Genomic DNA, 24,416 nt, shown 5'->3' on the forward strand with positions numbered 1-24,416 from the left:
CTGGCCTCTTTTCATGAAGAGGCCCCCGCTATGGACACCACTTTGCCGTCAGATGCGCAGGCCGCCATCGACGCGTTCCAGGACGGCATCATCGGCAGGCGCCTGCCACCCTGGTTGCGTCATGCACCCGCTGAGCAACTGCCTGAGATCGGCAGGGCATTGTCAAACAGCCTTCGCTGCTGTGAGCAAGTGAACACGGTGCTGCGAGGCATCGAAGGCCTCGACAGTTTCGTCGCATCAGCCCTGGGAAAGGCCCTCGACGACCGTTACGGGCTTGGCCGTAACCCGCACTTGCTCAGGTTCCTGGAGGGCCGCCGGGAACCTGTGATCAACAGTCAGCCGGTGGGCGCGCACCTGACTACCGTGGTCTATGAAGAAAAGCCACTGCTCGAAGTGGCATTGCGCAACTTCACGGACGCGCAGGCGCAGGAAGGTGGCCAGCCGCGCGGTAACCGCCTGCTGCTTCCACGCCACGGCACGGCCAAACCCCCTACGAGCATCGAGTTTGCCGGACTGTGTCGTGAGCTGGACCTGGGTGAGCGCTATCAACGTCATCTGGATGCCATCCTCACGCCCACTGGCAGTGCCGAGCGCCTGGTATCGCAGCTTGTAGATGCCACGCGCTACACCATGCTTGTGGACGCCTACAAAGCCAGGCAAGAGGGAACGCTGGATGCCAGCGAACTCAATGTGATGGTGGCTGTGTGCGAGAAGGGTGAGCTGCCGCGCTTGGCGGGCGACCTTGTGCAGGCCAGGCAACTGAAATTGCTGGGTTGCCAGATTGAGCAGGTGACCGTGTTCGTAGTGGTTGAGCAGGGCGTTTTGTTCAACACGACGCGTCGGGTGTTGCTTTACGTGCCTGGAGACCCTTTTTCGCCCTGGCGCGCGTTCGAGAGCCTCGACAAACTGAACCGCGAACTGGGCCGTCGCTTGCGAGACAAGGCTTACCAGCGTTTTTTCAGCCGCTTCGTGCTGCGGCGCGACAGCCAGGCTTTTTTCGCCCAGGTCGCGGAGCGCTTCGATGGCCTGCCGGGCTGGGCTTTTCGCGATCTCGAACCGCGCTTGCAGGCTTACCCGCAGCCGTTGTTCATCAGCCTGGCACAGGCACGTATCCACCAGATCAAGGACGATGCGGCGATGATCGCAGTGCCTGTGGCCAGGCTGGATCGTGAGGTTCAGCGCCAGCATGACCTGCGCCTTGCAGCCGAAGGATGGGCGCTGCTCAACCTGGCCAGTTTCTTTCTGCCTGGGCTTGGCCTGGCGCTGCTGGCCGTGACGGCCTACGAACTACTGGGTGAGGTCTACCATGGCGCCGAGGCCTGGCAGCAAGGCGATCGTCAGGAGGCGCTCGACCATTTGACCCACGTGGCGACAGACCTTGCCGTGCTGGCGACCACGGTAGCCGGGGTGGGTGTCGCTCGACGGGTTTGGGCACGCTCTGCGAAGGTCGATGCCATGGTGCCGGCCCGGCTGGAGGACGGCACTGAGAAACTTTGGCAACACGACTTGACCCTGTTTCAAAGCCAGGCCCCCGTTGCGGCCTCGAGCCGGGATGCCTTGGGTATTCGGCGTCAGGACGGGCGGGCCTGGATCGAAATGGACGGGCATCACTATCGCGTGGCAGAGGCGGGTGATGATCAATGGCAGTTGTATCCGGTCGACGGCCACGGGCCGTTGCTGCGCCACAATGGCGCAGGTGCCTGGCGTTTGTGGAGCGAGCAACCGGCTCGGTGGACCGACAAATACCGCATGTTCCGGCGTTTGGGCGAACCCTTCAATAGGCTGAATGACGAACAGATCGATGAGGTTCTGCTGTTCCATGGCCTTGATGGCGACGACCTGCGTGGCCTGCATGTACACGCCCAGGCACCGAGCCCCGGGATGATCGACAGTGTGGAGCGGGTCAGGCTTGATCAACGCATCCGCAGCATGATTGGCCGTCTGCGCAGCGGCGAGCCGGTAGCAGATACAACAGTGCTCGATCACGCTCGGCACCTGCCAGGCGCGAGTGGCCTGACAGATCAGGCACTGGCCGCGTTGGCATGGACGCAGCGCCGAACACTGCTGCAGCACCTTTTCGAAGCCTTGCAGCCCAGCGACACCGCTGGCAGCGCGGCGTTGCGCCGGGTGTTCCCGAGACTGAGCGCGCGCACTGCGCAAGCACTGGTACAGGCCGCCAGCAGCATTGATCGCACGCGGCTGCTGTCCAGCGGCAGGGTTGCACTGGGGCTCGCCGAAGCGGCAAGGGGCAGTGTGCTGGCTACCCGCCAGGCTCGGGTATTTGAAGCGTTGTACCTTGATACCCCGCAGCATGCAGACCTGGCACGGGTGGCCTTGGGCTTGTTGCGGTATCTACCCGGAGGTGAAGGTGTGTGCTGGCGCCTGTACGAAGGTTGCCTGGGCGGGCCGATGCTGGCGAAGACCGAGCAAGGGCAGCGGGCGTTCGATCTGGTGCACGTGAACGGTACGTTTCAACTGCATGGCAGCCAGGGCACGGCGCTGGGTGAGGCAGGTGAGTTGTTCGACGTCATGGCGCCAGCCTATACCGAAGCGCAGAGGGCGGCGATGGGGATCGGCGATCCATTTACGCACAACCTCAGGGTGATACTGGCGCGCGAAGCGGCACGCCATCGTGATGAGATCAGTCGTTTGCTTGGCGCGGTACGCCCAGGTGCTGTCCGAGGGCCCATGCGCTTGGCCGATGGACGTATTGGCTACCCACTGGGTGGTGGCGGAGTAGGTGGGTTCGCATCAAGGGGGAGTGCCCTGAGGGCAACGCTGCGCGATCTCTTTCCGTGGTTGAGTGATGAGCAGGTCGAGACCTTCGCCGATGACGCCAGGCGTTCAGGGCAGCAGATTGAACACGTACTGACTGACCTTCGCAATGAGTTCGCCATCCTGCGCATCACACTGAATACCTGGGTGGCACGAGGGCAGGGCGATGTCAGGGAAGATCGAGAGGCTTTACGCCAGACGTTGTTCAATTGTTGGCGGCGGTCGGTGGGCGTGGGGGAACTGCAGATCAATGCACAGGAAAACCTCCACGTCATGTTCTGCAATTTCAGATCGAGCGGCTTGCCCAACATACCCCCACAGGTCAGCTTCAGAGGTGTGACCAGCCTGTCGCTGCTGCACCTTGACCTTCTGGAGGTGCCCAGCAGCCTATTGCTGGCTTTCCCTAACCTGCAAACCCTCGATCTGGGAGGGAACCTGTTGACGCGCCTTCCGCAGCCGTTGCTGCAGATACCGCAGTTGCGGCATCTGAGCCTGACCAACAACCGGATCGTCCTGAACACTGCACAAACCGCCACATTGGCCAGTTGCACGAGCCTGCAGTCTCTCGACCTGTCCCACAACCCCCTGGGGAGCCGGTTCACGTTGGCGGGTTTGGCTGAGTTGCGTTGGCTGAACTTGCGCGACACACAGATCTCGCAGTTTCCACTGGGCGTGTTCGACAACGCTCAGTTGGTATCCGTTGACTTGCGGGATAACCGGATCAGGCACATTCCAGAGGGTTTCTACCAGTTGCCCGTGTGGCATCGGCGGCGGTTTCGCTTGAATGCGAACCCCTTGGGCGAGGCCCAGACGTTACGCTTGCAGGCTTCGTTGAGCAGCGTCGATCCGGCCCTCGACGAGGAGCAAGTGCTTCTGCGCCTGCAGCACGCGCGTGAAGTCTGGGGGGATGCCGTGGCCCCGGAGCATCGCGGCTTGATGCTTGCTGCCTGGGACTCGCTGGATGCAGGGCAGGACGCCGAGCGTTTTTTCCGTGTGCTTCGCCAGTTGTTGCTGTCCGAAGACTTTCGTGTCAATGCGCGTGCACTGGGCAATCGGGTAATGGCGGTATTGCAAGCGATGGCCATTACGCCAGAGCTGCGGCAGAACTTGCTGTCAGTGGCCAATGATGAGTGGGGGTGCCAGGACGGTGCAACCTGGTGCTTGAGCAACCTTGAACTGAATTTGCTGGTTTGGCAGGTTGAGCACGCGGCTCAGGGAGAAAGCGAACGCGCTTTGCTAGACCTGGGCAGACGTTTATGGCGCCAGGATGCAGTCGACATGTTCGCTACCCGATGGGCGCTACAGCATGGCAGGACGCTGGAAGGAAGCGAGGTGGGGTTGGCTTTCAGGATCGGGCTGAGGGAGCGTCTCGACCTGCCATTGCAGGTGGGAGAAATGAGCTTTCTTGCGATCTCTGGCGTCCTGGAGGCGGACCTTGCAGACGCAGAGGCTGCGGTGCGGGATGCAGAGACACCGGAAGAGATTGCCCGCTCCATGGTTGACCGTGAATTTTGGCAGGCGCACCTGGAGCGTTCCCATCCTGAGCGATTCGCTGCGGTCGACCTGCCGTTCAGAAGGCAGCTTGAAACCGTGCTTGACGACGAAGCGCTGAGCGAAGGGGCCAGGATCGACCAGGCGGATGCCATTCGTGATGCTCAGCGCGCTGCACGCAGAGGACTGATGCTGGATATGACGATTCAAGCGATGGAAATGGGACCCAAGGGGCCCTCGATCGATGTACGTTGACATGCGCTCAGGGTAAGGGCTTGCCCGGCCCTGCCAAAGCGGCTTTGGGCTATGCTCAGTCAAGCTGAATGTGGTTTGTACCAGCGCCGTAGTCTTGGCTTCAGGTGGCTCGGAAATCGACAGTTACTTTTACACACCCCGTTCTGGAATGAAGTGGTTTAGGCTCCCTGTCGGATTTTTCTCCGTGATCTGTAGTCATTGGTTTATCGAGACAATAAGGAGATACGCATGCTTGTCCGGTCACTGACCCTCGCAACCTTGCTTGCTGTTGCCGGCCCCCTGTTTGCCGCAGACAGTGATGCGCCTCTAGCCAAGGAACTGGGCAAGGCCAGACCATTGGTGGTTATCGCTCCCAGCAGTGCCGACCCAACGTTGCGAGGGCTGAACAAAGCGCTCGAGGACCCGGCCACCCAGGCAGCGTTCAAGGAGCGCAACCTTGTCCTGTACAGCGTCGCCAACATGATGGGCAAGCGAGAGGACAAGAACCTCGAGCAGCAGACCACAATGGCCCTGATTCGGGAACTGAAGCTGGGTGCGAGCAAGGGTACCAAGGTGATCCTGGTGGGCAAGGATGGTGAGCGGCACATGCTCAAGGACGACGACACCGGCGAGGCCATCGACCCACAGGTGATCCTCAAAGCGGTCGATGAACTGCCTGCCAGCGAAAAGGCGGTGGCGGCGCCCGAGCCCGTAGCGGCGGCCCCGCAAGCCAAGGACAAGGACAGCAAGCCGGCCAAGCCCGCCAAGCCAGCGGCCCCGCCCAAACCGCTGGAAGACTGATCACGCCTCATGGCCCCAAGGCAACTTGGGGCCCGTTGCCGGGTGGTGTGTATCGCACTGTATCTGCCTGTGCTGCAGACCTACTGCCATACAAAAGTGCGCCTGGCACGATACATCCACGACAAACCGCAACGGCCTAATGGCTCCACTTTCCAACCCCAGTGGAGCTGCATCATGACTCAAGCAAAAAACACCCTCGGCCTGCTCGGCGCCGCCCTGATCGGCAGCATGGCATTGAGCAACAGTGCGTTCGCCGTCGAGCCGCTGGCTCAAGGTTACCAACTGGCCTCGGCCAAAGTGGCCGGCGAGGGCAAGTGTGGTGAGGGCAAGTGCGGGGGGAGCGGCAAGGCTTCCCAGAGCGAAGGCAAGTGCGGTGAGGGTAAGTGCGGCGCCGGCGCCAAGGCTGGGGCTGAGGGCAAGTGTGGTGAAGGCAAGTGCGGTGACGCCTCGTTCGCCAAAACCGACAGCAATCACGATGGCAAGGTCTCGCGCGATGAGTTTCTGGCGGTGGCCAAGGACCGTGCCCGTGATTTCGACACGATCGACCGCAACCATGACGGTTTCATCTCCGAGCAGGAAGCGGCCGATCACCTCAAGGCGATTTACCAGGCCAATGGCAAAGCCATGCCTGATGGCTTGTTCAGCCACCTGACCGGCAAGCCCTGACGTTCTACCCCATGAAACGCCACAACGCTCCTCCTGCTGGCCAGGTGGGGCGTTGTGCTTGTTGGAGAACTTTTATGTTTCCTGCGATGTTGAACATCGGGCTAGGCTTGCGTCGCGGCCTGTTGCCGGAACTGCTGGCCATGGAGGCGGGTGCAGTGGACTTTCTCGAGTGTGCGCCGGAAAACTGGATTGCCGTGGGCGGCGCCTATGGCAAGGGCTTGGCCCAGTTGGCGGAGCGCTTTGCTGTCACCTGTCATGGGTTGTCTTTATCGCTGGGTGGCAGTGCCCCGCTGGACCGCCATTTCCTTGAGCAGACCCGGCAGTTTCTCGAGCGATACCAGGTGCGACTGTACAGCGAGCACCTGAGCTACTGCAGTGATGACGGGCACCTGTACGACCTGATGCCCATCCCGTTCACCGATGAAGCCGTACGCCATGTGGCCGCGCGCATACGCCAGGCTCAGGAGCAGCTGGAGCGGCGCATTGCCGTGGAGAACATCAGCTACTACGCCGCGCCGTATCAGGCGATGAGCGAACTCGACTTCATCCAGGCGGTGCTCGAAGAAGCGGATTGTGACCTGCTGCTGGACGTCAACAATGTCTATGTCAACGCCTGCAACCATGGCTACGACGCCCAGCAATTCCTTGCAGGCTTGCCCCCGGCGCGCGTGACCGGGATGCACGTTGCCGGGCATTACGATGAAGCGCCTGACCTCAAAGTGGATACCCACGGGGCGGCCGTGAAGGAGGATGTCTGGACGCTGTACGCCAGCGCTTGCGTGCGCTTTGGCGTAAAGCCGACGGTGCTTGAACGTGATTTCAACTACCCGCCCTTGGCCGAACTGTTGGCCGAGACGGCGCGTATGCGTGCTGTGCAATGCGCTGCCGGAGGGCAAGCAGATGAATGAGACCCTGCGTGCGCAGCAGTATGCCTTGGCCCGTCACCTGCGCGACCCACAGCGCCATGCCCCGCCGCCCGGCGTCGAGGCCCGCCGCCTGAAGGTTTACCGTGAGTTGTTCTATGGCGCCATCGAAGGGTTGCTGGCTGGCAGCTTCCCGGTCATGCGCCAGGCGTTGGGCGAGCAGCGCTGGCATGCCCGAGTACGTGATTTCTACGCCAGTTACCGTTGCCAGACGCCGTTGTTTACCGAAATTGCCGAGACGTTCGTCGACTACTTGCAACGTGTGGCGCTGGACACCCCTTGGCAGCTGGAGCTGGCGCACTATGAGTGGGTCGAGGCGCAACTGTACCTGAGCGATGCCGAGGACCCGGCGCATGACCCGGGTGGTGACCTGCTGGCTGGAGCGCCGTTGTTGTCTTGTGTGGCGCGGGTGCTGGCCTATCGTTGGCCGGTAGAAAGCATTGGCGTGGACTACCAGCCAACGGCTGCCCCAGCATCGCCGAGCTTGCTGCTGGTTTATCGCGATGCCCGGTTGCAGGTGCGTTTTGCCCGGTTGGCACCTATGGCGTATCGGTTGCTGGTGGAGCAGGGAACTGGAAGAGAGCGGCTGCAGGCATTGGGCGGGGATGTGCAGCAAGGGTTGGCATTGTTGGAGGCATTGCGCGAGCAGGGCGTCATTGTCGGAACCGTTTGAAGGCATTGGGGGCTGCGCAGCAGCCCCCAACCCTCATCTGCCGAACCGCATGCCAAGCCAATGATCGAGGCTAAGGCGCCCGGCGCCCTTGAGCAGCAGGGGTAGCAACGCCACCAGGTAGATCAATGGCAATTTGTAATTGCCGAAGCCCTGGTCGGTAATGGTATAGCCTTGGGCCAGCTCCGCCAGGCCCGACCAGTGCGCCGGCCAGTGCACTGCCGCTATCGCTACAACGGTGACCACCATCAAACCCAACGATGCCAGCCGGGTACCCAGGCCCAACAGCAGCAGCAACGGCAGCACCAACTCGGCCCACATCGACAGCTGCCAGTTCAGCTCCGCGGGCAGCAGGTTGAAGGGGAACGGGAAGTTGGACTGCAGGTCGGCGAACCAGTTGCTGCCGTTGAATTTCTCCAGGCCGGATTCGAAAAACTCCCAGGCCAAAAATACCCGTAATGGCACGTCGGCACTCCAGCTGCCGAGGCGATCAACGGTGGTCAGGGTACGGGTCAAGGTCGTCATTTGCGGTGCTCTCTTCAGGCAAGGGCGCGGGTGCTGCGGCGTTGTTTACGGGCCACTTTGGCGGTGAGCTTGACGGCGATGGCGCTGAACATCAGGGCGAACGCCAGCGGGTACCACCCGCCCATGGGGATGCGTTTGTAGAACGACAGGCAGAACACGGCAGCCAGTACCCACATGCCGCTGCTGTGCAGCGCTTGCCAGGCACGGCCGCCCAACAGCCGCATGGGGGGCTTGAACGAGGTGGCGGTGAGCAGCAGCACGAACAGGTAGCCGACTGTGCCGGGCAGGCTGGAAGTCAGTGTGCGGCCGGCCCAGAACAGCTCGGGAAATTGCTGGGCGTAGCGATAAATCAGCACGCCGTGCACGGTGTGGGAGAACGCGAATGCCAACCCCAGGTAGCGTCGCTCCTGAAGGATGCGGCGGCTTGATGTGCCAGGCAGCAAGGTCACCAGCGACGAGGCCAGGAACGCCAGCAGGAACAGTGCGAACGAGCTGCGTGCGGTGGCACGAATGGCACTGCGCAAGCCGTCCGGGTCAGGTTGGCTGGCCAGGACTATGGCGGTCATCGCCAAGGTCAGGCCGGCGAGGGCGGCGAACAGCTTCCAGCCGGAGGGCAAGGTGAGGGCTTTCATCAGGGACTCCCGGGGTGTGGTTGTGTGACCGGGAGTGTCTCGAGGCGGGGTATCTGCAGTGTGTCAGGGGGATGCAGTTGTGTATCTGTATGTAGAGGCGACCTCGCGGTTTACAGGAACGGCCCGATCGAGATCCAAGGCCGTTCCTGCCAACGATCGCAGATGCACTTCAGGAGAGTTCGATCTGCGCGCACAATCCGCCCTGTTCGCGGTTGCTCAGGGTCAGCCGGCCCCCCATGGCCTGGATCAGCTGGTGGGCAATGGCCAATCCCAAGCCGGTGCCACCCGTGCTGCGATTGCGTGAACCTTCCACCCGGTAGAACGGCTTGAGCACTTCATCCAGCTCGTCACCGGGTATCCCTGGCCCGTTGTCGAGCACGCGGATGATGGTGGTACTGCCCTCGCGTGACACTTGCAGCTCGGCAGCACCTGCAAACTTCAGGGCGTTGTCGACCAGGTTCACCAGTACCCGGCGCAGCGCATGCGGGCGGGTTTCCAGCAGAGTCCCGCTGCTGCCGTGGCGTTCAACCTGGGCGCCGCTGTCCTGGTAGTCGAATACCAGGCTGTCGAGAAAGGCATCAAGGTTGACCCGGCAGGTCGCTTCGGTGCTGCTGTCCATGCTGCGGGCGTAAGCCACGCCTTCGCGCACCAGGTGTTCCATTTCATCCAGGTCGCTCCCGAACTTGTCCTTTTCGACCCCCTCATCCATCACTTCGACCCGCAACTTCATGCGAGTGATCGGTGTTTGCAGGTCGTGGGAAATGGCTGCCAGCAACTGCATGCGTTCCTTGAGGTGGGCAGCAATGCGCGCCTGCAGGGCGTTGAAGGCCACGGCAGCGTAACGCACCTCGCGTGGGCCGCTTTCATCCAGTTGCACGCCGGGCTGGTCCGGGTCGAGGTTGTCCACTGCCTGGGCCAGACGGGTTAGCGGGCCGATGGCCAGGCGTACCGCCAGCCAGGTACACAGCAACAGCACAGCCAGCTGAATCAGCAGCACCACGGGCAACCAACGGGCTACCGGGACTGTTGCTGGCGTCACGTCGATGGTCAGTGGCGCGCCGTCGGCCAGGTTCAGGTGCGCCTGGAAGTGCGCATTGGGCCCCGGGATTTCCAGGAAGGTCAGGCGGTAGTCGCTGCCAATGGCCTTGACGATCGACGCGGCGGCCATCGGTGGGTCACTGCTGGCCATCGCTTCGCCTGCCAGGCCCTGGTCGAGGCGATAGCGGTAGGTGCGCCGTTCCAGGCGCGGCAGCCAGGCGGCACGCTCGGCTGCAGGCAGGCGATCGAGGATGGCAACCGAAGTCGCCACGTCCTGTTCGAGGTTGCTGAGCATCATCGAACGGCTGCTGATGTAGCGCTCGTAGGCCTGCAGGCCGAACGACAGACCATAAGCCAACACCAGGCCGGTGAAGAAGATCATCGCCAGGCGCGAGGCCAGGGTGCGCGGCCATTTCATGAGGGGGACTCGAGCAATTGCACCGGCAGCGAAAACACGTAGCCCTCGCTGCGCACGGTCTTGACGCAGCTGGGCTCGCGGGCATCGTCACCCAGGCGCTGGCGCAGGCGGCTGACCAGCAAGTCGATGGAGCGGTCGAAGATGTCGGCTTCGCGGCCCTGGGTCAGGTTAAGCAGCTGTTCGCGGCTGAGCACCCGCTGCGGGTGGTCGAGGAACACCCGCAGCAGGCGGTACTCGGCGCCACTCAGGGCCACCAGGGTGCCTTCGCTGTCGAGCAGGTGGCGCGCGGTGGTGTCCAGACGCCACTGACCGAACCCCAGCAGGCGGCTGCTTTCACTGATGGTCAGGTTGGGCGGCAGCATGCGTGTGCGGCGCAGCACGGCGTTGATGCGGGCGAGCAGTTCGCGGGCCGAGAATGGTTTGGTCAGGTAATCGTCGGCGCCCATTTCCAGGCCGATGATGCGGTCGGTTTCGTCATTGCGGGCGGTCAGCATCAGCACCGGCGTATTGCGGTGCTTGCCGGCGCGCAGCTCGCGGCACAACAGCAGGCCGTCGTCGCCAGGCATCATGATGTCGAGCACGATCAGGTCGACGCTGTTGGCTTCGAGAAAGGCGCGCATCTGCCGGCCGTCGGCAACGATGCTGGTGCGCAGGCCGTTCTTCTTCAGGTAGTTGCCGACCAGTTCGCGGATCTCGCGGTCGTCGTCGACGATCAGGATGTGATCGACGTGTTCCATGCGCTGGGTTCCTGTGCAAAAGGGGGTTGGGCGCAGTGTACCGAGCGCGTTCGCCCTTGCCTGCGGGAGTTTGTATTGCAGTGTATCTGGCACGGGTAGGGATACAGCAGGACGCATATCACAACGCTGGGAGACACATGCGGGATACCTGGCTGACGTGAAATGGCTCTCGACCGGGGAGCAACACTCCCCACCCCCACGTGTTACCCAGGAGAGATGCCATGAACGTCAAGACTATCGTCAGCGCCAGCCTGTTCGCCGTGCTCAGCTTCGGCGCCATCGCTGCCCAGGCCGCCACGGCCCCGATGCAGGATGGCGGGGTCATGCAGTACCGCTACGGTGAGCCTCTGGATGTGAAGAAAGTGCTGTCGGTGCAGGACGATCAGAGCAACGCCTGCGGCCTGGTGAACACCCGAATGGACTACCTTGACTCCCATGGCCAGCGGCAAAGCGTGCAGTACCGCACCTACGCCACGGGCGGTTGCCATGACAATTGATCGGCGCCGGATGCTCAAGGCAGGTGGTTTTGCGCTGGCGCTGATGGGGCTTGGGTTGGCTGGGCACCTGAAGGCACGCGACAGCTACGGCGCCATGCCGTCGCTGTCAGGCGCCAGCCAGTGGTTGAATTCGCCGCCCGTGGATGCCCCGGGGCTCAAGGGTAAGGTGGTGCTGGTGGACTTCTGGACCTGGGACTGCATCAACTGTCGGCGCAGCCTGCCGCATGTGAATGATTGGGCGCGGCGCTATGCCGATCAAGGACTGGTGGTGGTGGGGGTACACACGCCCGAGTTCGACTACGAGCATGATGTGGCGACTTTGCGGGACAAGGTAGCCCGGTTGGGTATCGGGTATCCGGTGGCGGTAGATAATGACTACAAGGTGTGGAATGCCTGGGGCAACCAGTTCTGGCCGGCGCATTACTTTGTCGACCGCAAGGGGCAGGTGCGCCATGTGCACGTTGGCGAGGGGGATTATGGCGAGCAGGAACAGGTGATACAGGCGTTGCTGGATGAAAAAGGGTGATTGGCCTTTGTTGGCTGCTTCGCGGGTGAACCCGCGAAGAAGCCAACGGCGACCTACTCAGGTAAAACTGGCAAAGTGCGCCTGCATCCGCGCCGCATCCGCCTGCCGCCCGCTGAACAGCTCGAATGCCTTCACCGCCTGGAACACCGCCATGTAGCTGCCATCCAGTGTGCGGCAGCCCAGTGCCCGGGCCGCGCGCAGCAGTTCGGTCTCCAGCGGGAAGTAGATGATCTCTGCCACCCACAGGCGGGGATGCAGCAACGCCACCGGCAGTGGCGTGCCCGGTAGCTTGGCCATGCCCACCGGCGTGGTGTTGACCAGCCCGTCCGCTTCGGCCAGTGCTGTGGCCAGGTCGGTGCCAAGCACGGCGCGCTCCGCGCCGAAATGGGCGTTCAGGTTGTCCACCAGCGCCTGCGCACGGGTCGCATCCACTTCGAACAGCACCAGCCGCTCTACCCCTTCACCCAGCAGGGCATGGGCCACGGCCGAGCCAGCGCCACCGGCACCCATCTGCACCACCTGGCGCCGTGCAACGTCGGGCAGGCCACGGCGCAAGCCTTCGGCAAAGCCCAGGCAATCGGTGTTGTGGCCGACGCGCTTGCCGTCCTTGAGCACCACGGTGTTTACCGCGCCGATACCACGGGCCTCGTCGGACAGTTCGTCGAGCAACGGCAGGATCGCCTGCTTGAACGGGTACGTAATGTTCAGCCCGGTGAAACCGGTATGTTGCGCGGCTTCGAGCAGGCCGGGCAGGGCACTGTCATCCAGTTGCAGCTGGTCGGCGTCGATCAGCCGGTACAAGTAGCGCAGGGCCTGGGCGTCGCCTTCGTGTTCGTGCAGGGCCGGCGTACGTGACAGTTGGATGCCGCGGCCGATCAGGCCGGCGAGGATGGCTTGCTGGCTCATGCCGCACGCTCCTGCAACAGCTCGGCGAAGTGGCTCAGCGCCATGCGGTAGCCGTGGCTGCCCAGGCCGCAGATGACACCGACGGCGATGGACGATACGAACGACAAGTGACGGAACGGCTCGCGTTTGTGCACATTGGACAGGTGCACCTCGATCACCGGCAGTTCGCTGGCCACCAGGGCATCGCGGATGGCGACCGAGGTGTGCGTCCAGGCGCCGGGGTTGATCACGATGCCGGCGCAGCGGCCACGGGCGGCGTGGATCCAGTCGATCAGTTCACCTTCGTGGTTGGTCTGGCGGAATTCGATTTCCAGGCCGTGGGCGTGGGCAGTGTCGGCACATCCCTGAGCCAGGTCAGCGAGGGTTTCGTGGCCGTACTGGGCAGGCTCGCGGGTGCCCAGCATGTTCAGGTTGGGGCCGTTGAGCACGAGAATAAGGGGCTTCATGACGGGCATCGCTTTGTTGTTGTTGAATGCACGTAGTTTTGTACTGACTGGTTAGTTCCGTCAATTGGCCAAGATCGTCGCACCGGGAAAGTGGGCGATTATCGAACTTATTGGGCGTTGAATGCCCTGTACCCAGCCGTGCAAAGCTGCCCCTGCAACGAACCGCAGGGCGTCATTACAAAATTGTAATCTTGCCGCCACCGCCCCGATAACCAGCCCTTTCTACAGTCCCTCGCCAATGCTTCGCCCAGAGGACTGTTTCGTGCCCATCCCCCGCAAGATCGCCTTGCTCTGTCTGCTGCTGGCCAGTGCCACCGGCGCCCAGGCCAGCCAGGTGCTGAGCCTGCCCCAGGCGCTTACCGCCGCTTTCGCCCAGAACCCGGAGCTGGCTGCAGCCGGCCGTGAAATTGGCATTGCCGATGGCGAACGGCGCCAGGCCGGGCTGCTCCCCAACCCGGAGCTGGCCTGGGAGGTCGAGGACACCCGCCGCGACACCAGCACCACCACCGTCACCCTCAGCCAGCCGCTGGAGCTGGGCGGGAAGCGCGGCGCACGTCTCGCCGTGGCGGGTGCCGGCCAGGCCATTGCCCAGCTTGACCTGGAGCGCCAGCGCAACGCCCTGCGGGCCGATGTGGTGCAGGCTTTCCACGCTGCCTTGCGTGCACAGACCGCGCTGGAGTTGGCTCAGCAGTCGCAGGCGTTGACTGAACGAGGTCTGCGGGTGGTGCAAGGGCGGGTTACGGCAGGCCAGTCATCACCGGTGGAGGCCACCCGTGCCCAGGTGCAACTGGCCCAGGCCCAGGCCGAAGTGCGCCGCGCGAAAACCCAGCGCAGCGTGGCCTACCAGGCCTTGGCCCGGATGACGGGCAGCCCGCTGGCAAGCTTCGACCGGTTGCAGGCAGCCAACCTTTCGCCAGGCATTGCGCCGGGTGCCGACACCTTGCTTGACCAGGTCGAAAAGACTGCCGAATGGCGCCTGGCCGCTGCCCAGGTCGAGCGCGGCGACGCCTCCCTGGGGGCGGAAAAAGCCCAGCGTATCCCCAACCTCACCGTCAGCCTTGGCAGCCAGTACAGCCGCGAAGACCGGGAGCGAGTGAACGTGGTTGGCCTGTCCATGCCGTTGCCGCTGTTCGACCGCAACCAAGGCAATGTTCTGGCAGCTGCGCGCCGTGCCGACCAGGCGCGTGACCTGCGCAATGCCGTGGCGCTGCGTCTGCGCAGTGAAACCCGTAGTGCCATCAGCCAGTGGGAGACGGCGATGCAGGACGTTGAAGCCTACGACCGCACCATCCTGCCGGCTGCGCAGCAGGCCGTGGACACCGCCACCCGCGGTTTTGAAATGGGCAAGTTCGCTTTCCTCGATGTACTCGACGCCCAGCGCACGCTGATCGAGGCTCGCGGGCTGTACCTCGAGGCGCTGGCCTCGGCGACCGACGCGCGTGCACAAGTGGAGCGCATCTACGGCGATCTCGATGGCGTGAGCAACAAACCCAATAGCAGGAGCAACAATGACTAACCCACGCAAGCTAGCCCTTCTGGCTGCCGCCATTGCTGCGCTTGGCCTCACGGGCCTGGCCTGGACCGGCAACCTCGGCCAGGCGTCCAAGGCTCAAGCCCCCCATGACGACCATGGTGAAGACAGCCACGGCCATGCTGCAGCGCAGGCCGTCGAAGGCCATGCAGAGAAGGAGCACGGCGAAGAAGAAGGCCAGCTGCACCTGTCTATCGCGCAGATCGAATCGGCTGGCATACAACTGGCTGCCGCAGGCCCCCGTGAGCTGGGCACCGCCATCAGCTTCCCGGGTGAGATCCGCTTTGACGAGGACCGCACCGCTCATGTGGTACCCCGCGTGCCGGGTGTGGTCGAAGCGGTGCACGCCGAGCTGGGCCAGGCGGTCAAGCGCGGCCAGGTACTGGCGGTGATTGCCAGCCAGCAGATCTCCGACCTGCGCAGTGAGCAGCAGGCCGCTCAACGTCGCCTGGAACTGGCGCGGTTGACCTTTCAACGGGAACAACAGCTGTGGCAGGAGCGAATCAGCGCCGAGCAGGATTACCTGCAGGCACGTCAGGCGCTGCAGGAGGCCGAGATCGCCCTGGCCAATGCTCGGCAGAAGGTCGCAGCGGTGGGGCCGGCCGGTGCCGGCAACCGCTATGAACTGCGCGCCCCCTTCGATGCGGTCGTCGTGGAGAAGCACCTGACCGTGGGCGAGGTGGTCGACGAGACCAGCAACGCGTTCACCCTGTCTGACCTGAGCCGGGTGTGGGCCACCTTCGCCGTGGCCCCTCGTGACCTGGGCAAGGTGGTGACCGGCCGTGAAGTCACGGTCAGTGCGCCGGACCTGGGCGCCCAAGTTCTGGGCAAGGTCAACTACGTCGGCAGCCTGCTCGGCGAGCAGAACCGTGCCGCCACTGTGCGTGCCACACTGGCCAACCCCAATGGCGCCTGGCGCCCCGGGCTGTTCGTCAATGTGGCTGTCAGCGTCGACCGCTTCGATGCCGCCGTGGCGGTGCCGGAAAGCGCCCTGCAAACCTGGGAGGCGCAGACCGTGGTGTTCGCCCGCACGGAGGAAGGCTTCGAGGCGCGCCCGGTGAAGACTGGCCGTCGCGATGCTGGCCAGGTGGAAATCACCAGCGGCCTGGCCGCCGGTACTCAGGTTGCGGCCGCCGGCAGCTTTGTCCTCAAGTCGGAACTGGGCAAGGGCTCGGCCGAGCACAGCCACTGATCACGGGGACACCTGCATGTTCGAACGCCTGATTCAATTTGCCATCGAGCAGCGCCTGGTGGTGATGCTGGCCGTGGTCCTGATGGCCGCGGTGGGTATCCACAGCTACCAGAAACTGCCGATCGATGCTGTGCCGGACATCACTAACGTCCAGGTGCAGATCAACACCGCCGCCCCCGGCTATTCGCCGCTGGAGACCGAGCAGCGCATCACCTTTGCCATCGAGACCGCGATGGCTGGCCTGCCAGGGCTCAAGCAGACCCGCTCGCTGTCGCGCTCGGGCCTGTCGCAAGTCACGGTCATTTTCGATGATGGCACCGATATCTTCTTCGCCCGCCAACTGGTCAACGAGCGCCTGCAGGTGGCCCGCGAGCAATTGCCTGAGGGCATCGAGGCGGGCATGGGGCCGATCTCCACCGGGCTGGGGGAAATTTTCCTGTGGACGGTGGAAGCCCAGGAGGGGGCGCTCAAGGAAGACGGTACGCCTTACACCCCAACTGACCTGCGGGTGATTCAGGACTGGATCATCAAGCCGCAGCTGCGCAATGTACCGGGTGTGGCCGAGGTCAACAGCATTGGCGGCCATGCCAAGCAATACCTGATTGCACCAGAGCCCAAGCGCCTGGCGGCCTACAAGCTCACCCTCAACGACCTGATTGCAGCGCTGGAGCGCAATAACGCCAACATTGGCGCTGGCTATATCGAGCGCAATGGCGAGCAGTTGCTGATTCGCGCGCCGGGCCAGGTGGCCTCGGCCGAAGACATTGCCAACATCGTTATCTCCAGCGTCGACGGCACGCCGATCCGCGTCAGCCATGTCGCCCAGGTTGGCCTTGGCGAAGAGCTGCGCTCGGGGGCAGCCACCGAAAACGGTCGGGAAGTGGTGCTGGGCACGGTGTTCATGCTGATTGGCGAGAACAGCCGCACGGTGTCGCAGGCGGTCGCTGCAAAATTGGTCGAGATCAATCGCAACCTGCCCAAGGGCGTAGTCGCTGTGACGGTGTACGACCGCACCAACCTGGTGGAGAAAGCCATCGCCACGGTGAAGAAGAACCTGATCGAAGGTGCGATCCTGGTGATTGCCGTGCTGTTCCTGTTCCTCGGCAACATTCGCGCTGCGCTGATCACGGCCATGGTTATCCCGCTTTCGATGCTGTTCACCTTTACCGGCATGTTCAGCAACAAGGTCAGTGCCAACCTGATGAGCCTGGGCGCGCTGGACTTCGGCATCATCGTCGACGGCGCGGTGGTGATCGTGGAAAACGCCATCCGTCGCCTGGCCCATGCCCAGCAGCGCCACGGTCGCATGCTGACCCGCAGCGAACGGTTCCATGAGGTGTTTGCCGCTGCCCGCGAAGCACGCCGGCCGCTGATCTATGGGCAGTTGATCATCATGGTGGTGTACCTGCCGATCTTTGCCCTGACCGGGGTCGAGGGCAAGATGTTCCACCCTATGGCCTTTACCGTGGTCATGGCCCTGTTGGGCGCGATGATCCTTTCGGTCACGTTCGTTCCGGCAGCCATTGCCCTGTTCGTCACCGGCAAGGTCAAGGAAGAGGAAGGCCTGGTGATGCGTACGGCACGGCAGCGCTATGCCCCGGTGCTGGCCTGGGTGCTGGGCCGGCGCAAACTGGCATGTGCCGCCGCCGCCGCCCTGGTGCTGTTGTCGGGCGTGATGGCCAGCCGCATGGGCAGCGAGTTCATCCCCAGCCTCAGCGAGGGTGACTTCGCCCTGCAGGCCCTGCGCGTGCCGGGCACCAGCCTGTCGCAGTCGGTGGACATGCAACAGCGCCTGGAGCAGGCGATCATCGCTCAGGTGCCGGAGGTGGAGCGGGTGTTTGCCCGCACCGGCACTGCCGAGATTGCCTCCGACCCGATGCCGCCGAACATTTCCGATGCCTACGTGATGCTGCGCCCGCGCGAACAATGGGTTGACCCGGGCAAACCGCGGGATGAGCTGATCGCCCAGGTGCAACGCGCCGCTGCCAGTGTGCCGGGCAGCAACTACGAGCTGTCGCAGCCGATTCAGCTGCGGTTCAACGAGCTGATTTCCGGGGTGCGCAGTGATGTGGCGGTGAAGCTGTTCGGTGACGACATGGAGGTGCTCAACCGCACTGCCGCACAGATCGCTGCCAGCCTGCAAGGGGTGTCGGGCGCGTCCGAGGTGAAGGTGGAGCAGACGACGGGCCTGCCGGTACTGACCATCGACATCGACCGTGACAAGGCCGCCCGTCATGGCCTGAATGTGGGCGATGTGCAGGATGCCATCGCCATTGCCGTGGGCGGCCGCACCGCCGGTACGCTGTATGAAGGCGACCGCCGCTTCGACATGGTCGTGCGCCTGTCGGAGACCTTGCGTACCGATGTCGACGGGCTGGCCAGCCTGCTGATTCCGGTTCCGGCCAGTGCCGCTGAGGGGGCCGGGCAAATCGGTTTCATCCCGCTGTCGCAGGTCGCCACGCTGAACCTGCAACTGGGCCCGAATCAGGTGAGCCGCGAGGATGGCAAGCGCGTGGTGGTGGTCAGTGCCAACGTGCGTGGACGCGACCTGGGCTCGTTTGTGCAAGAGGCTGAGCAGGCCCTGATCGACCAGGTGCAGGTACCACCGGGTTACTGGACGCGTTGGGGAGGGCAGTTCGAACAGTTGCAGTCGGCAGCCGAGCGCTTGCAGGTGGTGGTGCCGGTGGCCTTGCTGCTGGTCATGGCGCTGTTGCTGATGATGTTCAACAACCTCAGGGATGGCCTGCTGGTGTTCACCGGCATCCCCTTTGCCCTGACCGGCGGGGTGCTGGCGCTGTGGGTGCGTGATATTCCGCTGTCTATTTCTGCCGGCGTCGGGTTCATTGCATTGTCGGGAGTGGCAGTGTTGAACGGGCTGGTGATGATTGCCTTTATCCGCGGGCTGCGCGAGGAAGGGCGCACGCTGCGGGCGGCGGTCGAGGAGGGGGCGCTGACCCGCTTGCGGCCAGTACTGATGACGGCGCTGGTGGCCTCGCTGGGGTTCATACCGATGGCCTTGGCCACCGGGACCGGGGCAGAGGTGCAGCGGCCACTGGCGACGGTGGTGATTGGTGGGATCTTGTCTTCTACCGCGCTGACGTTGCTGGTGTTGCCGGCGTTGTATCAGTGGGCGTATCGGCGGGATGAGCAGCAGGAAGGCTGAGTACGTGGGGCTGCAAGGCAGCCCCAACAACCTCAAACGGCCCTTCGGGCACCAGCCCGTACACCGTCCACACCCAGGTCGTCATGCAAAGAAATCCGCGACGTTTCCGGCAACGCCAACCCGCCCACCAACGCCACCAGCGCAATCACCACCAGGTAGAACGCCGGTGCCAGGCTGCTGCCGGTCTGTCCGATGAGCCAGGTTGCCACCAGCGGCGCTGTGCCGCCAAATAGCGTGTAGGCCACGTTGTAGGTAATTGCCGAAGCGGTGTAGCGGGTACGGGTAGGGAAGCTTTCCGAGAGCAAGGCTGCGGTAACCACGCCGCTGCACAATGCCCCCACCGCGAGCAGGATCACCCCCAGCAGCGCACCCGACATCGAGCCAGAGCTGGCCAGCCAGTACGCCGGGAACACGCACAGCATCACCCACAGGCAGGTAAAGCCGATGGTCTTGCGTCGCCCCACCCGGTCCGAAAATGCCCCGGCCAGCGGGCAGCCGACCGCAGCGAACAGCAGGGCCACGGTGGTTACCAGCAGTGACTGCGCGCGGGTCAGGTTGCCGACCAGTTGCAGGTAGGTGGCGAAGTAGGTGGTGAACATGTAGAACGACAATGCGGTCAGCGAAATGAACGCCCCCAGGTTGCGAATGACCCGGCCATGGTGGCGCAGGGTTTCCTTCAGCGGTGAATGCTCGTGCTCCTTGCCCTGGGCGACGGCTTCGCGGAACGCCGGGGTTTCTTCCATGCGCCAGCGCAGGTACAGGCCGACCAGGCCCAGCGGTGCTGCAATCAGGAACGGAATGCGCCAACCCCAGGCATTCATCGCCTCGGTCGACAGGCTGGCTTCCAGGCCATACGCGATCACCGCCGCACAGGCAAAGGCGGAAAAGGTCGACACAGGCACGAAGCTGCCATAAAAGGCGCGCTTGTTGTCAGGCGCGTGCTCCATCAGGTAGGCGCAGGCCCCGGCATATTCGCCACCGGCAGAAAAACCCTGCAGGCAGCGGGCCAGGGTCAGCAGCGCCGGGGCTGCCAGGCCGATACTGGCGTAGGTCGGCAGCAGGCCGATCAACGTGGTGGAGCCGGCCATCAGCAAGATGGTCAGCGACAGGATGCGCTTGCGTCCCAGGCGGTCGCCCAAGGCGCCGAAGACGATGCCGCCCAAGGGACGCAGGGCGAAGGCCACGGCGAACACCGCGAAGGTTTTGAGCAAGGCTACGCTGGCGTCTTCGCTGGCGAAAAACTGGCTTGCGATCAGCGTGGCGAGAAAGCCGTACACGGCGAAGTCGAACCATTCGACGAAATTGCCGATGGCCGAAGCGGCAATCACCCTGCGCAGGGTGGCGGGGGATACCTCATGATGTGCGGACATGCGGGTGCTCTCCGGTTTCCTTTGGCAGCCATGTTGAAAGTGGCGCAGTCGGGCCGCGCCATCGTTATTGTGCTTGCCAGTAGATAGCCGAGCGCTGCAACGCGCTTTGTCGAGGGCGACCTCGGTATACCTGATTCGACCGGTCCAGCAGGTTACAGCTGGAGTACCCCCAACGGCCTGTCAGGCCGCACGCTCAAGCACATCCAGCAAATCGATGAATTCCAGAGCCAGTTTATGCCGCGGCGCCAAATGCACCAATGGCACCGAGGCATGGTGCGATTCGCGCATCTTGATCGAACTGCTCAGGTACACCGGCAATACCGGCATGCCTTCGTTGCGCAGTTGATCGACCAAGGTCTGGTGCAGCGCCGTGCGCCCGGCGAACTGATTGACCACCACACCTTCCACCACCAGCGCGGGGTTGTGGTCCTGGCGCAGTTCTTCGACCTCGGCCATGACACTGTGCAGGGCCTGGCGCGAGAAACTGTCGCAGTCGAACGGAATCAACAGACGCTCGGCCGCCACCAGCGCGCTGAAGGTGTAGAAGTTCAGCGCGGGTGGGGTGTCGATGTAGATTCGCTCATAGTCCTCGCTCAGCGTTATCAGCAACTTGCGCAGCTTGTTGATCTTGAACTTGCTCTCCAGCTTGCTTTGCAGGTCGCTGAGGTCAGGGCTGGCGGTGACCAGGTGCAGGTTGCGGTAGCGGGTTTCGGTGATGGCCACGCGGTGCTTCTTGCCGGCGGCGGTAACCGGCGACAAGGTCTGGCGGAAGAAGTCGGCGATGCCGGCAGGAATGGTGTCGTTGACCAGCCCGGTGAGGTAGAAGGTGGCATTGGCCTGCGGGTCGAGGTCGACCAGCAAGGTCCGGTAGCCCTCGGCGGCACTGGCTGCGGCGAGGTTGCAGGCAATGCTGGATTTGCCGACGCCACCTTTCTGATTGAAAACCACACGACGCATGAGACGCTCATCCATGAAGTGAAAATGTCAGGTCGGGGTCAATCCTATGACTGAAACACTGCAGTTTTATGACAGGAATTGTTACAAGCCACCGATTCATCGTTGCCTGTAACGGCATTTCACGGGCAAGCCCGCCCCCTGCAGACAACTCAAGACGTTCAGGCAAAAGCGACTCGGTTGCGCCCCTCCTGCTTGGCCCGGTAAAGCGCCCGGTCAGCCTCGCCCAATGCGTTCATGGGCTCGCCGTGAGTCTCGCCATCCCAGTGCGTCACCCCCAGCGAAATCGTCACGGCGCCCACCGGTTCCACCGGCATATCCTGTACGGTCACACGCAACCGTTCGGCCACCGCGGCCGCCACGTTCAGGGTGGCCCCAGGCAGCAATATCAGGAACTCCTCGCCACCGGTGCGACACAGCAGGTCGCCCTCGCGGCAACAACGGCGCATGAGCTCCGCCAGCTGGCGCAGCACCTGGTCGCCCACTTCGTGTCCATGGCTGTCATTTATCCGCTTGAAGTGGTCGATATCCAGCGCAATGGCTGCAAACTCCCGGTTTTCAGCCTCCAGTAACGACAGGCTGATTTCCAGGCTGCGGCGGTTGCCCAGGCCGGTCAGCGGATCGGTCTGGGCGTCCCGATTGAGCCGGCCGATACGCTCTTGCAGCAAGTTCAGGCTGAACAGCAACGCGCGCTTGAGCTCTGCCGCCTCGAAGTACCAGGCCCGCACCTGATGCAAGTGCTCGGCGGTAGCGGCGCGGTCCATCGTGCGGGCACCGGCGGCAAGCTTCCAGAGCGGTCGGGCGATGGTACGGGCCAGCCACCACAGCAGCAGGCTGCCAACCAGCGCCAAGGGCGCCGAACTGGCGATCACGTTCAGCACCAGATGGTGCAACGGCGCCACCGTCTGCACCAAGGGCTGCTGCGCTACCACGCCCCAGCCGGCGCTGGGCACAGTGGCGAAGCCGGCGAGCATTTCCACGCCCAGGCTATTGGTCAGTTGCCGGGTACCGCTGTCCAGTGTCGCCAACTGGTCGACCAGCGCATTGCCCTCCACCACCGTGCCTACCCGCTCGCTATGGGGGTGGTACAGCAGGCGTCGGTTGCGGTCGACCACATACAGGTACGAACCGTCCTTGTAGAAATGCTCGCCCAGCAGGCTGTTGAGGATGTTGCGTTCACGCAGGTATAGGCTGCCACCCACATACCCCAGGTAGTTGCCGTTGCTGTCGAAAATGGGTTGCGATAAGGCTACCACCAGGTTGTCGGCCGCCGACAGGTAGGGCGTGGAAACCAGTGGACGGCGTTCGCGCAGGGCTTCCAGAGCACCGGGCGACTGCACGTGGGTGCCGAGCAGGTGGCGTAGCGGGGCGGGGGATACTGCCAGCAGTACACCGTTGGCATCGATCACGAAGGTGGAGTTGAAGGCCATGCTCTGGCCCAGTACGCGGTCGGTTTCCAACTGCAGCGCTGTGGTGTCGCTCAACTGCCGGCTTTGCACGCCGGCGCTGAACATCAGTTGCTGCAAGGCGTTGCCAATGAAGGTTTCGGTGATGCTGGCCAGCTTGGTCGCATACACCCGGTTGGCTTCCAGGGCATTGTCGATCAATAGCTGGCGCTGCACCCGGTAGCTGGCGAAATAGCTGGCGCACAGCATGACCACTGCGGTAAGGGCGCAGAGCACCAGAATGAGTGTACGTAGATCCAGGCGCAATCCATGCTTGGTGTGTGTCAATCCTGACCTCGGGTGATCGTAAAGGGCGGCTGAACAGAAGTTACCTTGCCGGGCAGCGGTCAAGAGCCTGCTTTGTCCAGCGCATCAAGCTCATCTTCCACCTCTTGCATACGCTGCTCCACCAAGGCTTGCACGTTCACATCGCGGGCGGTTTCGCGCATCAGGGCGGTGAGTTTTTCGCTCAAGCGTTTGCCGGCTTCGGTGTCTTCCAGGGCGCGAGCTTTGGCGGGGTCCTGGGTGGCGGCGACGATGGTGGCGAATTCGGCGTCGCTGAAGTTTTTTTCGCTGTACAGGCGGAACAGGTCCCGGCGCTGGTCCTCGACGGTGAGGTGCTTGCGCAGTACGTCCTGAATGGTCGCTTGCGACAGCTGCGGGTGAGTGCGGCCCAGCAGCGCGGACATGCGCTCGATGTTGTGCGTGTAGGCGTCCTGCAGCGGCAGCTGGCTGAGGATCTGATCTTCACGGGAGGGTTTCTGGTCGCAGGCGGTGAATGCAGCAGCCAGCAACAGGGGTAACAGCAACTTCGGGAGGCGAGGCATGGTGTGGCCTGGTCGGGCAGTGAAGACTGCCGATTATACCGATGTCCGCCTTGCCACGACGAGCCCTGTGATTTGCCTTGTGCGGCACGCTGCGGTAGAACCGTGCGCTCCCAACCACACTGGCAATAGCCCGATGCCGAACTGGACCCTGCAACCTGTGGCGCGTGACGCCATTGCCGAAGTGCTGGCGTTTGTCGACAGCGCCCGGCGCGCGCTTTTCCCGATGCTCGCCAACGCACCCTTGCCGCGTGACCTGGCGCATTTCGCCGACACTTACCTGGACGGTGCGGGCTGCTTTCTGGAAGCCCGTGAGGGTGGGCGGCTGGTCGCGGTGATCGGTTACTTGCCCTATGACCATCGCTTTGCCCAGCTTGATTACCGCGCAGAGCGGGTAGTCGAGGTGGTGCGGCTGTTCGTGTTGCCGGCCTACCGCAGGCATGGCCTGGCGGCTGCCTTGTTTGGTGCCTTGCGCGAACGGGCGATGCAAGCGGGCTTGGACTGCCTTTACTTGCATACTCATCCGTTTCTGCCGGGTGCCATTGCGTTCTGGGAGCGGCAAGGCTTCACGGTGGTGGATGTGGAGCAGGACCCGGTGTGGCAGACCACGCACATGCAGTTGCGATTACGCTGACCTGTGGGAACGTGCCTA

General features: G+C 63.3%; 21 protein-coding genes. 11 read left to right on the forward strand and 10 right to left on the reverse strand.

Annotated features, from left to right (window positions below):
* Positions 1–30 precede the first annotated feature (30 nt).
* From AA098_RS10755 to AA098_RS10775, 5 genes are all read left to right on the forward strand, one after another.
* On the forward strand, positions 31–4,521 hold the full coding sequence (locus AA098_RS10755) for an NEL-type E3 ubiquitin ligase domain-containing protein (RefSeq protein WP_064614208.1): 4,491 nt from the start codon (positions 31–33) through the stop codon (positions 4,519–4,521).
* A 228-nt stretch (positions 4,522–4,749) separates the two neighbouring features.
* Positions 4,750–5,301 carry a DUF4174 domain-containing protein gene (locus tag AA098_RS10760; protein ID WP_003250449.1) on the forward strand — a complete coding sequence of 184 codons (552 nt, stop codon included), beginning with the start codon at positions 4,750–4,752 and terminating at the stop codon, positions 5,299–5,301.
* Between the two features lie 174 nt (positions 5,302–5,475).
* Entirely contained in the window at positions 5,476–5,967 is a 492-nt protein-coding gene (locus AA098_RS10765; protein WP_003250451.1) for a hypothetical protein, read from the forward strand.
* 74 nt (positions 5,968–6,041) lie between these two features.
* The gene (locus tag AA098_RS10770) at positions 6,042–6,875 is read left to right on the forward strand and encodes a DUF692 domain-containing protein (protein ID WP_047604017.1); all 834 of its coding nucleotides are present in this window, start codon (positions 6,042–6,044) and stop codon (positions 6,873–6,875) included.
* Positions 6,868–7,563, forward strand: a complete 696-nt coding sequence (locus tag AA098_RS10775) for a DUF2063 domain-containing protein (RefSeq protein WP_003250455.1) — start codon at positions 6,868–6,870, stop codon at positions 7,561–7,563. Before AA098_RS10770 ends, AA098_RS10775 begins: the two co-directional genes overlap by 8 nt.
* Positions 7,564–7,596: 33 nt before the next feature.
* Here AA098_RS10775 and AA098_RS10780 read toward each other — a convergent pair whose 3' ends face one another.
* From AA098_RS10780 to AA098_RS10795, 4 genes are all read right to left on the reverse strand, one after another.
* A complete protein-coding gene (locus AA098_RS10780; protein WP_003250457.1) occupies positions 7,597–8,085 on the reverse strand; it encodes a DoxX family membrane protein in 489 nt (162 codons plus the stop codon).
* A gap of 14 nt (positions 8,086–8,099) precedes the next feature.
* On the reverse strand, positions 8,100–8,717 hold the full coding sequence (locus tag AA098_RS10785) for a ferric reductase-like transmembrane domain-containing protein (protein WP_014861799.1): 618 nt from the start codon (positions 8,715–8,717) through the stop codon (positions 8,100–8,102).
* A 169-nt stretch (positions 8,718–8,886) separates the two neighbouring features.
* The gene (locus AA098_RS10790; protein WP_004573750.1) at positions 8,887–10,173 is read right to left on the reverse strand and encodes a HAMP domain-containing sensor histidine kinase; all 1,287 of its coding nucleotides are present in this window, start codon (positions 10,171–10,173) and stop codon (positions 8,887–8,889) included.
* The gene (locus AA098_RS10795) at positions 10,170–10,910 is read right to left on the reverse strand and encodes a response regulator (RefSeq protein WP_064614209.1); all 741 of its coding nucleotides are present in this window, start codon (positions 10,908–10,910) and stop codon (positions 10,170–10,172) included. Before AA098_RS10795 ends, AA098_RS10790 begins: the two co-directional genes overlap by 4 nt.
* A 221-nt stretch (positions 10,911–11,131) precedes the next feature.
* Between AA098_RS10795 and AA098_RS10800 the strand changes: the two genes are divergently transcribed.
* Together AA098_RS10800 and AA098_RS10805 are read left to right on the forward strand one after the other, a co-directional pair.
* Entirely contained in the window at positions 11,132–11,407 is a 276-nt protein-coding gene (locus AA098_RS10800) for a DUF2790 domain-containing protein (RefSeq protein WP_054888676.1), read from the forward strand.
* A gap of 10 nt (positions 11,408–11,417) precedes the next feature.
* The gene (locus AA098_RS10805) at positions 11,418–11,933 is read left to right on the forward strand and encodes a thioredoxin family protein (RefSeq protein ID WP_003250466.1); all 516 of its coding nucleotides are present in this window, start codon (positions 11,418–11,420) and stop codon (positions 11,931–11,933) included.
* A 57-nt stretch (positions 11,934–11,990) separates the two neighbouring features.
* On the opposite strand, the gene AA098_RS10810 is transcribed toward AA098_RS10805, so the two are convergent.
* Together AA098_RS10810 and aroQ are read right to left on the reverse strand one after the other, a co-directional pair.
* Entirely contained in the window at positions 11,991–12,839 is an 849-nt protein-coding gene (locus AA098_RS10810) for a shikimate dehydrogenase (RefSeq protein ID WP_003250467.1), read from the reverse strand.
* Positions 12,836–13,285, reverse strand: a complete 450-nt coding sequence (gene aroQ / locus AA098_RS10815) for a type II 3-dehydroquinate dehydratase (RefSeq protein ID WP_003250469.1) — start codon at positions 13,283–13,285, stop codon at positions 12,836–12,838. Before aroQ ends, AA098_RS10810 begins: the two co-directional genes overlap by 4 nt.
* A 262-nt stretch (positions 13,286–13,547) precedes the next feature.
* Here aroQ and AA098_RS10820 point away from each other — a divergent pair, with 262 nt between their 5' ends.
* From AA098_RS10820 to AA098_RS10830, 3 genes are read left to right on the forward strand one after another with little or no spacing between them, the layout of a single operon-like run.
* On the forward strand, positions 13,548–14,801 hold the full coding sequence (locus AA098_RS10820) for a TolC family protein (protein ID WP_004573747.1): 1,254 nt from the start codon (positions 13,548–13,550) through the stop codon (positions 14,799–14,801).
* Positions 14,794–16,008, forward strand: a complete 1,215-nt coding sequence (locus AA098_RS10825; protein WP_054888677.1) for an efflux RND transporter periplasmic adaptor subunit — start codon at positions 14,794–14,796, stop codon at positions 16,006–16,008. The genes AA098_RS10820 and AA098_RS10825 overlap by 8 nt, the downstream gene beginning before the upstream one ends.
* Before the next feature lie 16 nt (positions 16,009–16,024).
* Positions 16,025–19,171 (forward strand): efflux RND transporter permease subunit, encoded by a 3,147-nt coding sequence (locus AA098_RS10830; RefSeq protein ID WP_003250476.1) that lies wholly within the window; start codon positions 16,025–16,027, stop codon positions 19,169–19,171.
* Positions 19,172–19,203: 32 nt separating this feature from the next.
* Here the strand turns inward: AA098_RS10830 and AA098_RS10835 are convergent, their stop codons facing one another.
* From AA098_RS10835 to AA098_RS10850, 4 genes are all read right to left on the reverse strand, one after another.
* Complete coding sequence (locus tag AA098_RS10835; protein ID WP_003250478.1) at positions 19,204–20,541, reverse strand: MFS transporter; 1,338 nt, start codon at positions 20,539–20,541, stop codon at positions 19,204–19,206.
* Between the two features lie 180 nt (positions 20,542–20,721).
* Entirely contained in the window at positions 20,722–21,498 is a 777-nt protein-coding gene (locus AA098_RS10840) for a ParA family protein (RefSeq protein WP_004573740.1), read from the reverse strand.
* Positions 21,499–21,656: 158 nt separating this feature from the next.
* Entirely contained in the window at positions 21,657–23,228 is a 1,572-nt protein-coding gene (locus tag AA098_RS10845; RefSeq protein ID WP_014861791.1) for a sensor domain-containing diguanylate cyclase, read from the reverse strand.
* Positions 23,229–23,287: 59 nt separating this feature from the next.
* Positions 23,288–23,767 carry a hypothetical protein gene (locus AA098_RS10850; RefSeq protein ID WP_003250484.1) on the reverse strand — a complete coding sequence of 160 codons (480 nt, stop codon included), beginning with the start codon at positions 23,765–23,767 and terminating at the stop codon, positions 23,288–23,290.
* 133 nt (positions 23,768–23,900) lie between these two features.
* Here AA098_RS10850 and AA098_RS10855 point away from each other — a divergent pair, with 133 nt between their 5' ends.
* The gene (locus tag AA098_RS10855) at positions 23,901–24,398 is read left to right on the forward strand and encodes a GNAT family N-acetyltransferase (RefSeq protein WP_003250486.1); all 498 of its coding nucleotides are present in this window, start codon (positions 23,901–23,903) and stop codon (positions 24,396–24,398) included.
* Positions 24,399–24,416 lie beyond the last annotated feature (18 nt).

Origin of the sequence: Pseudomonas sp. JY-Q, from assembly GCF_001655295.1 — a bacterium.
Lineage (GTDB): Bacteria > Pseudomonadota > Gammaproteobacteria > Pseudomonadales > Pseudomonadaceae > Aquipseudomonas > Aquipseudomonas alloputida.

Excerpts from the sequence above, each read along its gene's own strand:
- AA098_RS10755 (WP_064614208.1), top strand. The coding sequence starts at position 31 with ATGGACACCACTTTGCCGTCAGATGCGCAGGCCGCCATCGACGCGTTC.
- AA098_RS10760 (WP_003250449.1), top strand. The coding sequence starts at position 4,750 with ATGCTTGTCCGGTCACTGACCCTCGCAACCTTGCTTGCTGTTGCCGGC.
- AA098_RS10765 (WP_003250451.1), top strand. The coding sequence starts at position 5,476 with ATGACTCAAGCAAAAAACACCCTCGGCCTGCTCGGCGCCGCCCTGATC.
- AA098_RS10770 (WP_047604017.1), top strand. The coding sequence starts at position 6,042 with ATGTTTCCTGCGATGTTGAACATCGGGCTAGGCTTGCGTCGCGGCCTG.
- AA098_RS10775 (WP_003250455.1), top strand. The coding sequence starts at position 6,868 with ATGAATGAGACCCTGCGTGCGCAGCAGTATGCCTTGGCCCGTCACCTG.
- AA098_RS10780 (WP_003250457.1), bottom strand. The coding sequence starts at position 8,085 with ATGACGACCTTGACCCGTACCCTGACCACCGTTGATCGCCTCGGCAGC.
- AA098_RS10785 (WP_014861799.1), bottom strand. The coding sequence starts at position 8,717 with ATGAAAGCCCTCACCTTGCCCTCCGGCTGGAAGCTGTTCGCCGCCCTC.
- AA098_RS10790 (WP_004573750.1), bottom strand. The coding sequence starts at position 10,173 with ATGAAATGGCCGCGCACCCTGGCCTCGCGCCTGGCGATGATCTTCTTC.
- AA098_RS10795 (WP_064614209.1), bottom strand. The coding sequence starts at position 10,910 with ATGGAACACGTCGATCACATCCTGATCGTCGACGACGACCGCGAGATC.
- AA098_RS10800 (WP_054888676.1), top strand. The coding sequence starts at position 11,132 with ATGAACGTCAAGACTATCGTCAGCGCCAGCCTGTTCGCCGTGCTCAGC.
- AA098_RS10805 (WP_003250466.1), top strand. The coding sequence starts at position 11,418 with ATGCTCAAGGCAGGTGGTTTTGCGCTGGCGCTGATGGGGCTTGGGTTG.
- AA098_RS10810 (WP_003250467.1), bottom strand. The coding sequence starts at position 12,839 with ATGAGCCAGCAAGCCATCCTCGCCGGCCTGATCGGCCGCGGCATCCAA.
- aroQ (WP_003250469.1), bottom strand. The coding sequence starts at position 13,285 with ATGAAGCCCCTTATTCTCGTGCTCAACGGCCCCAACCTGAACATGCTG.
- AA098_RS10825 (WP_054888677.1), top strand. The coding sequence starts at position 14,794 with ATGACTAACCCACGCAAGCTAGCCCTTCTGGCTGCCGCCATTGCTGCG.
- AA098_RS10830 (WP_003250476.1), top strand. The coding sequence starts at position 16,025 with ATGTTCGAACGCCTGATTCAATTTGCCATCGAGCAGCGCCTGGTGGTG.
- AA098_RS10835 (WP_003250478.1), bottom strand. The coding sequence starts at position 20,541 with ATGTCCGCACATCATGAGGTATCCCCCGCCACCCTGCGCAGGGTGATT.
- AA098_RS10840 (WP_004573740.1), bottom strand. The coding sequence starts at position 21,498 with ATGCGTCGTGTGGTTTTCAATCAGAAAGGTGGCGTCGGCAAATCCAGC.
- AA098_RS10850 (WP_003250484.1), bottom strand. The coding sequence starts at position 23,767 with ATGCCTCGCCTCCCGAAGTTGCTGTTACCCCTGTTGCTGGCTGCTGCA.
- AA098_RS10855 (WP_003250486.1), top strand. The coding sequence starts at position 23,901 with ATGCCGAACTGGACCCTGCAACCTGTGGCGCGTGACGCCATTGCCGAA.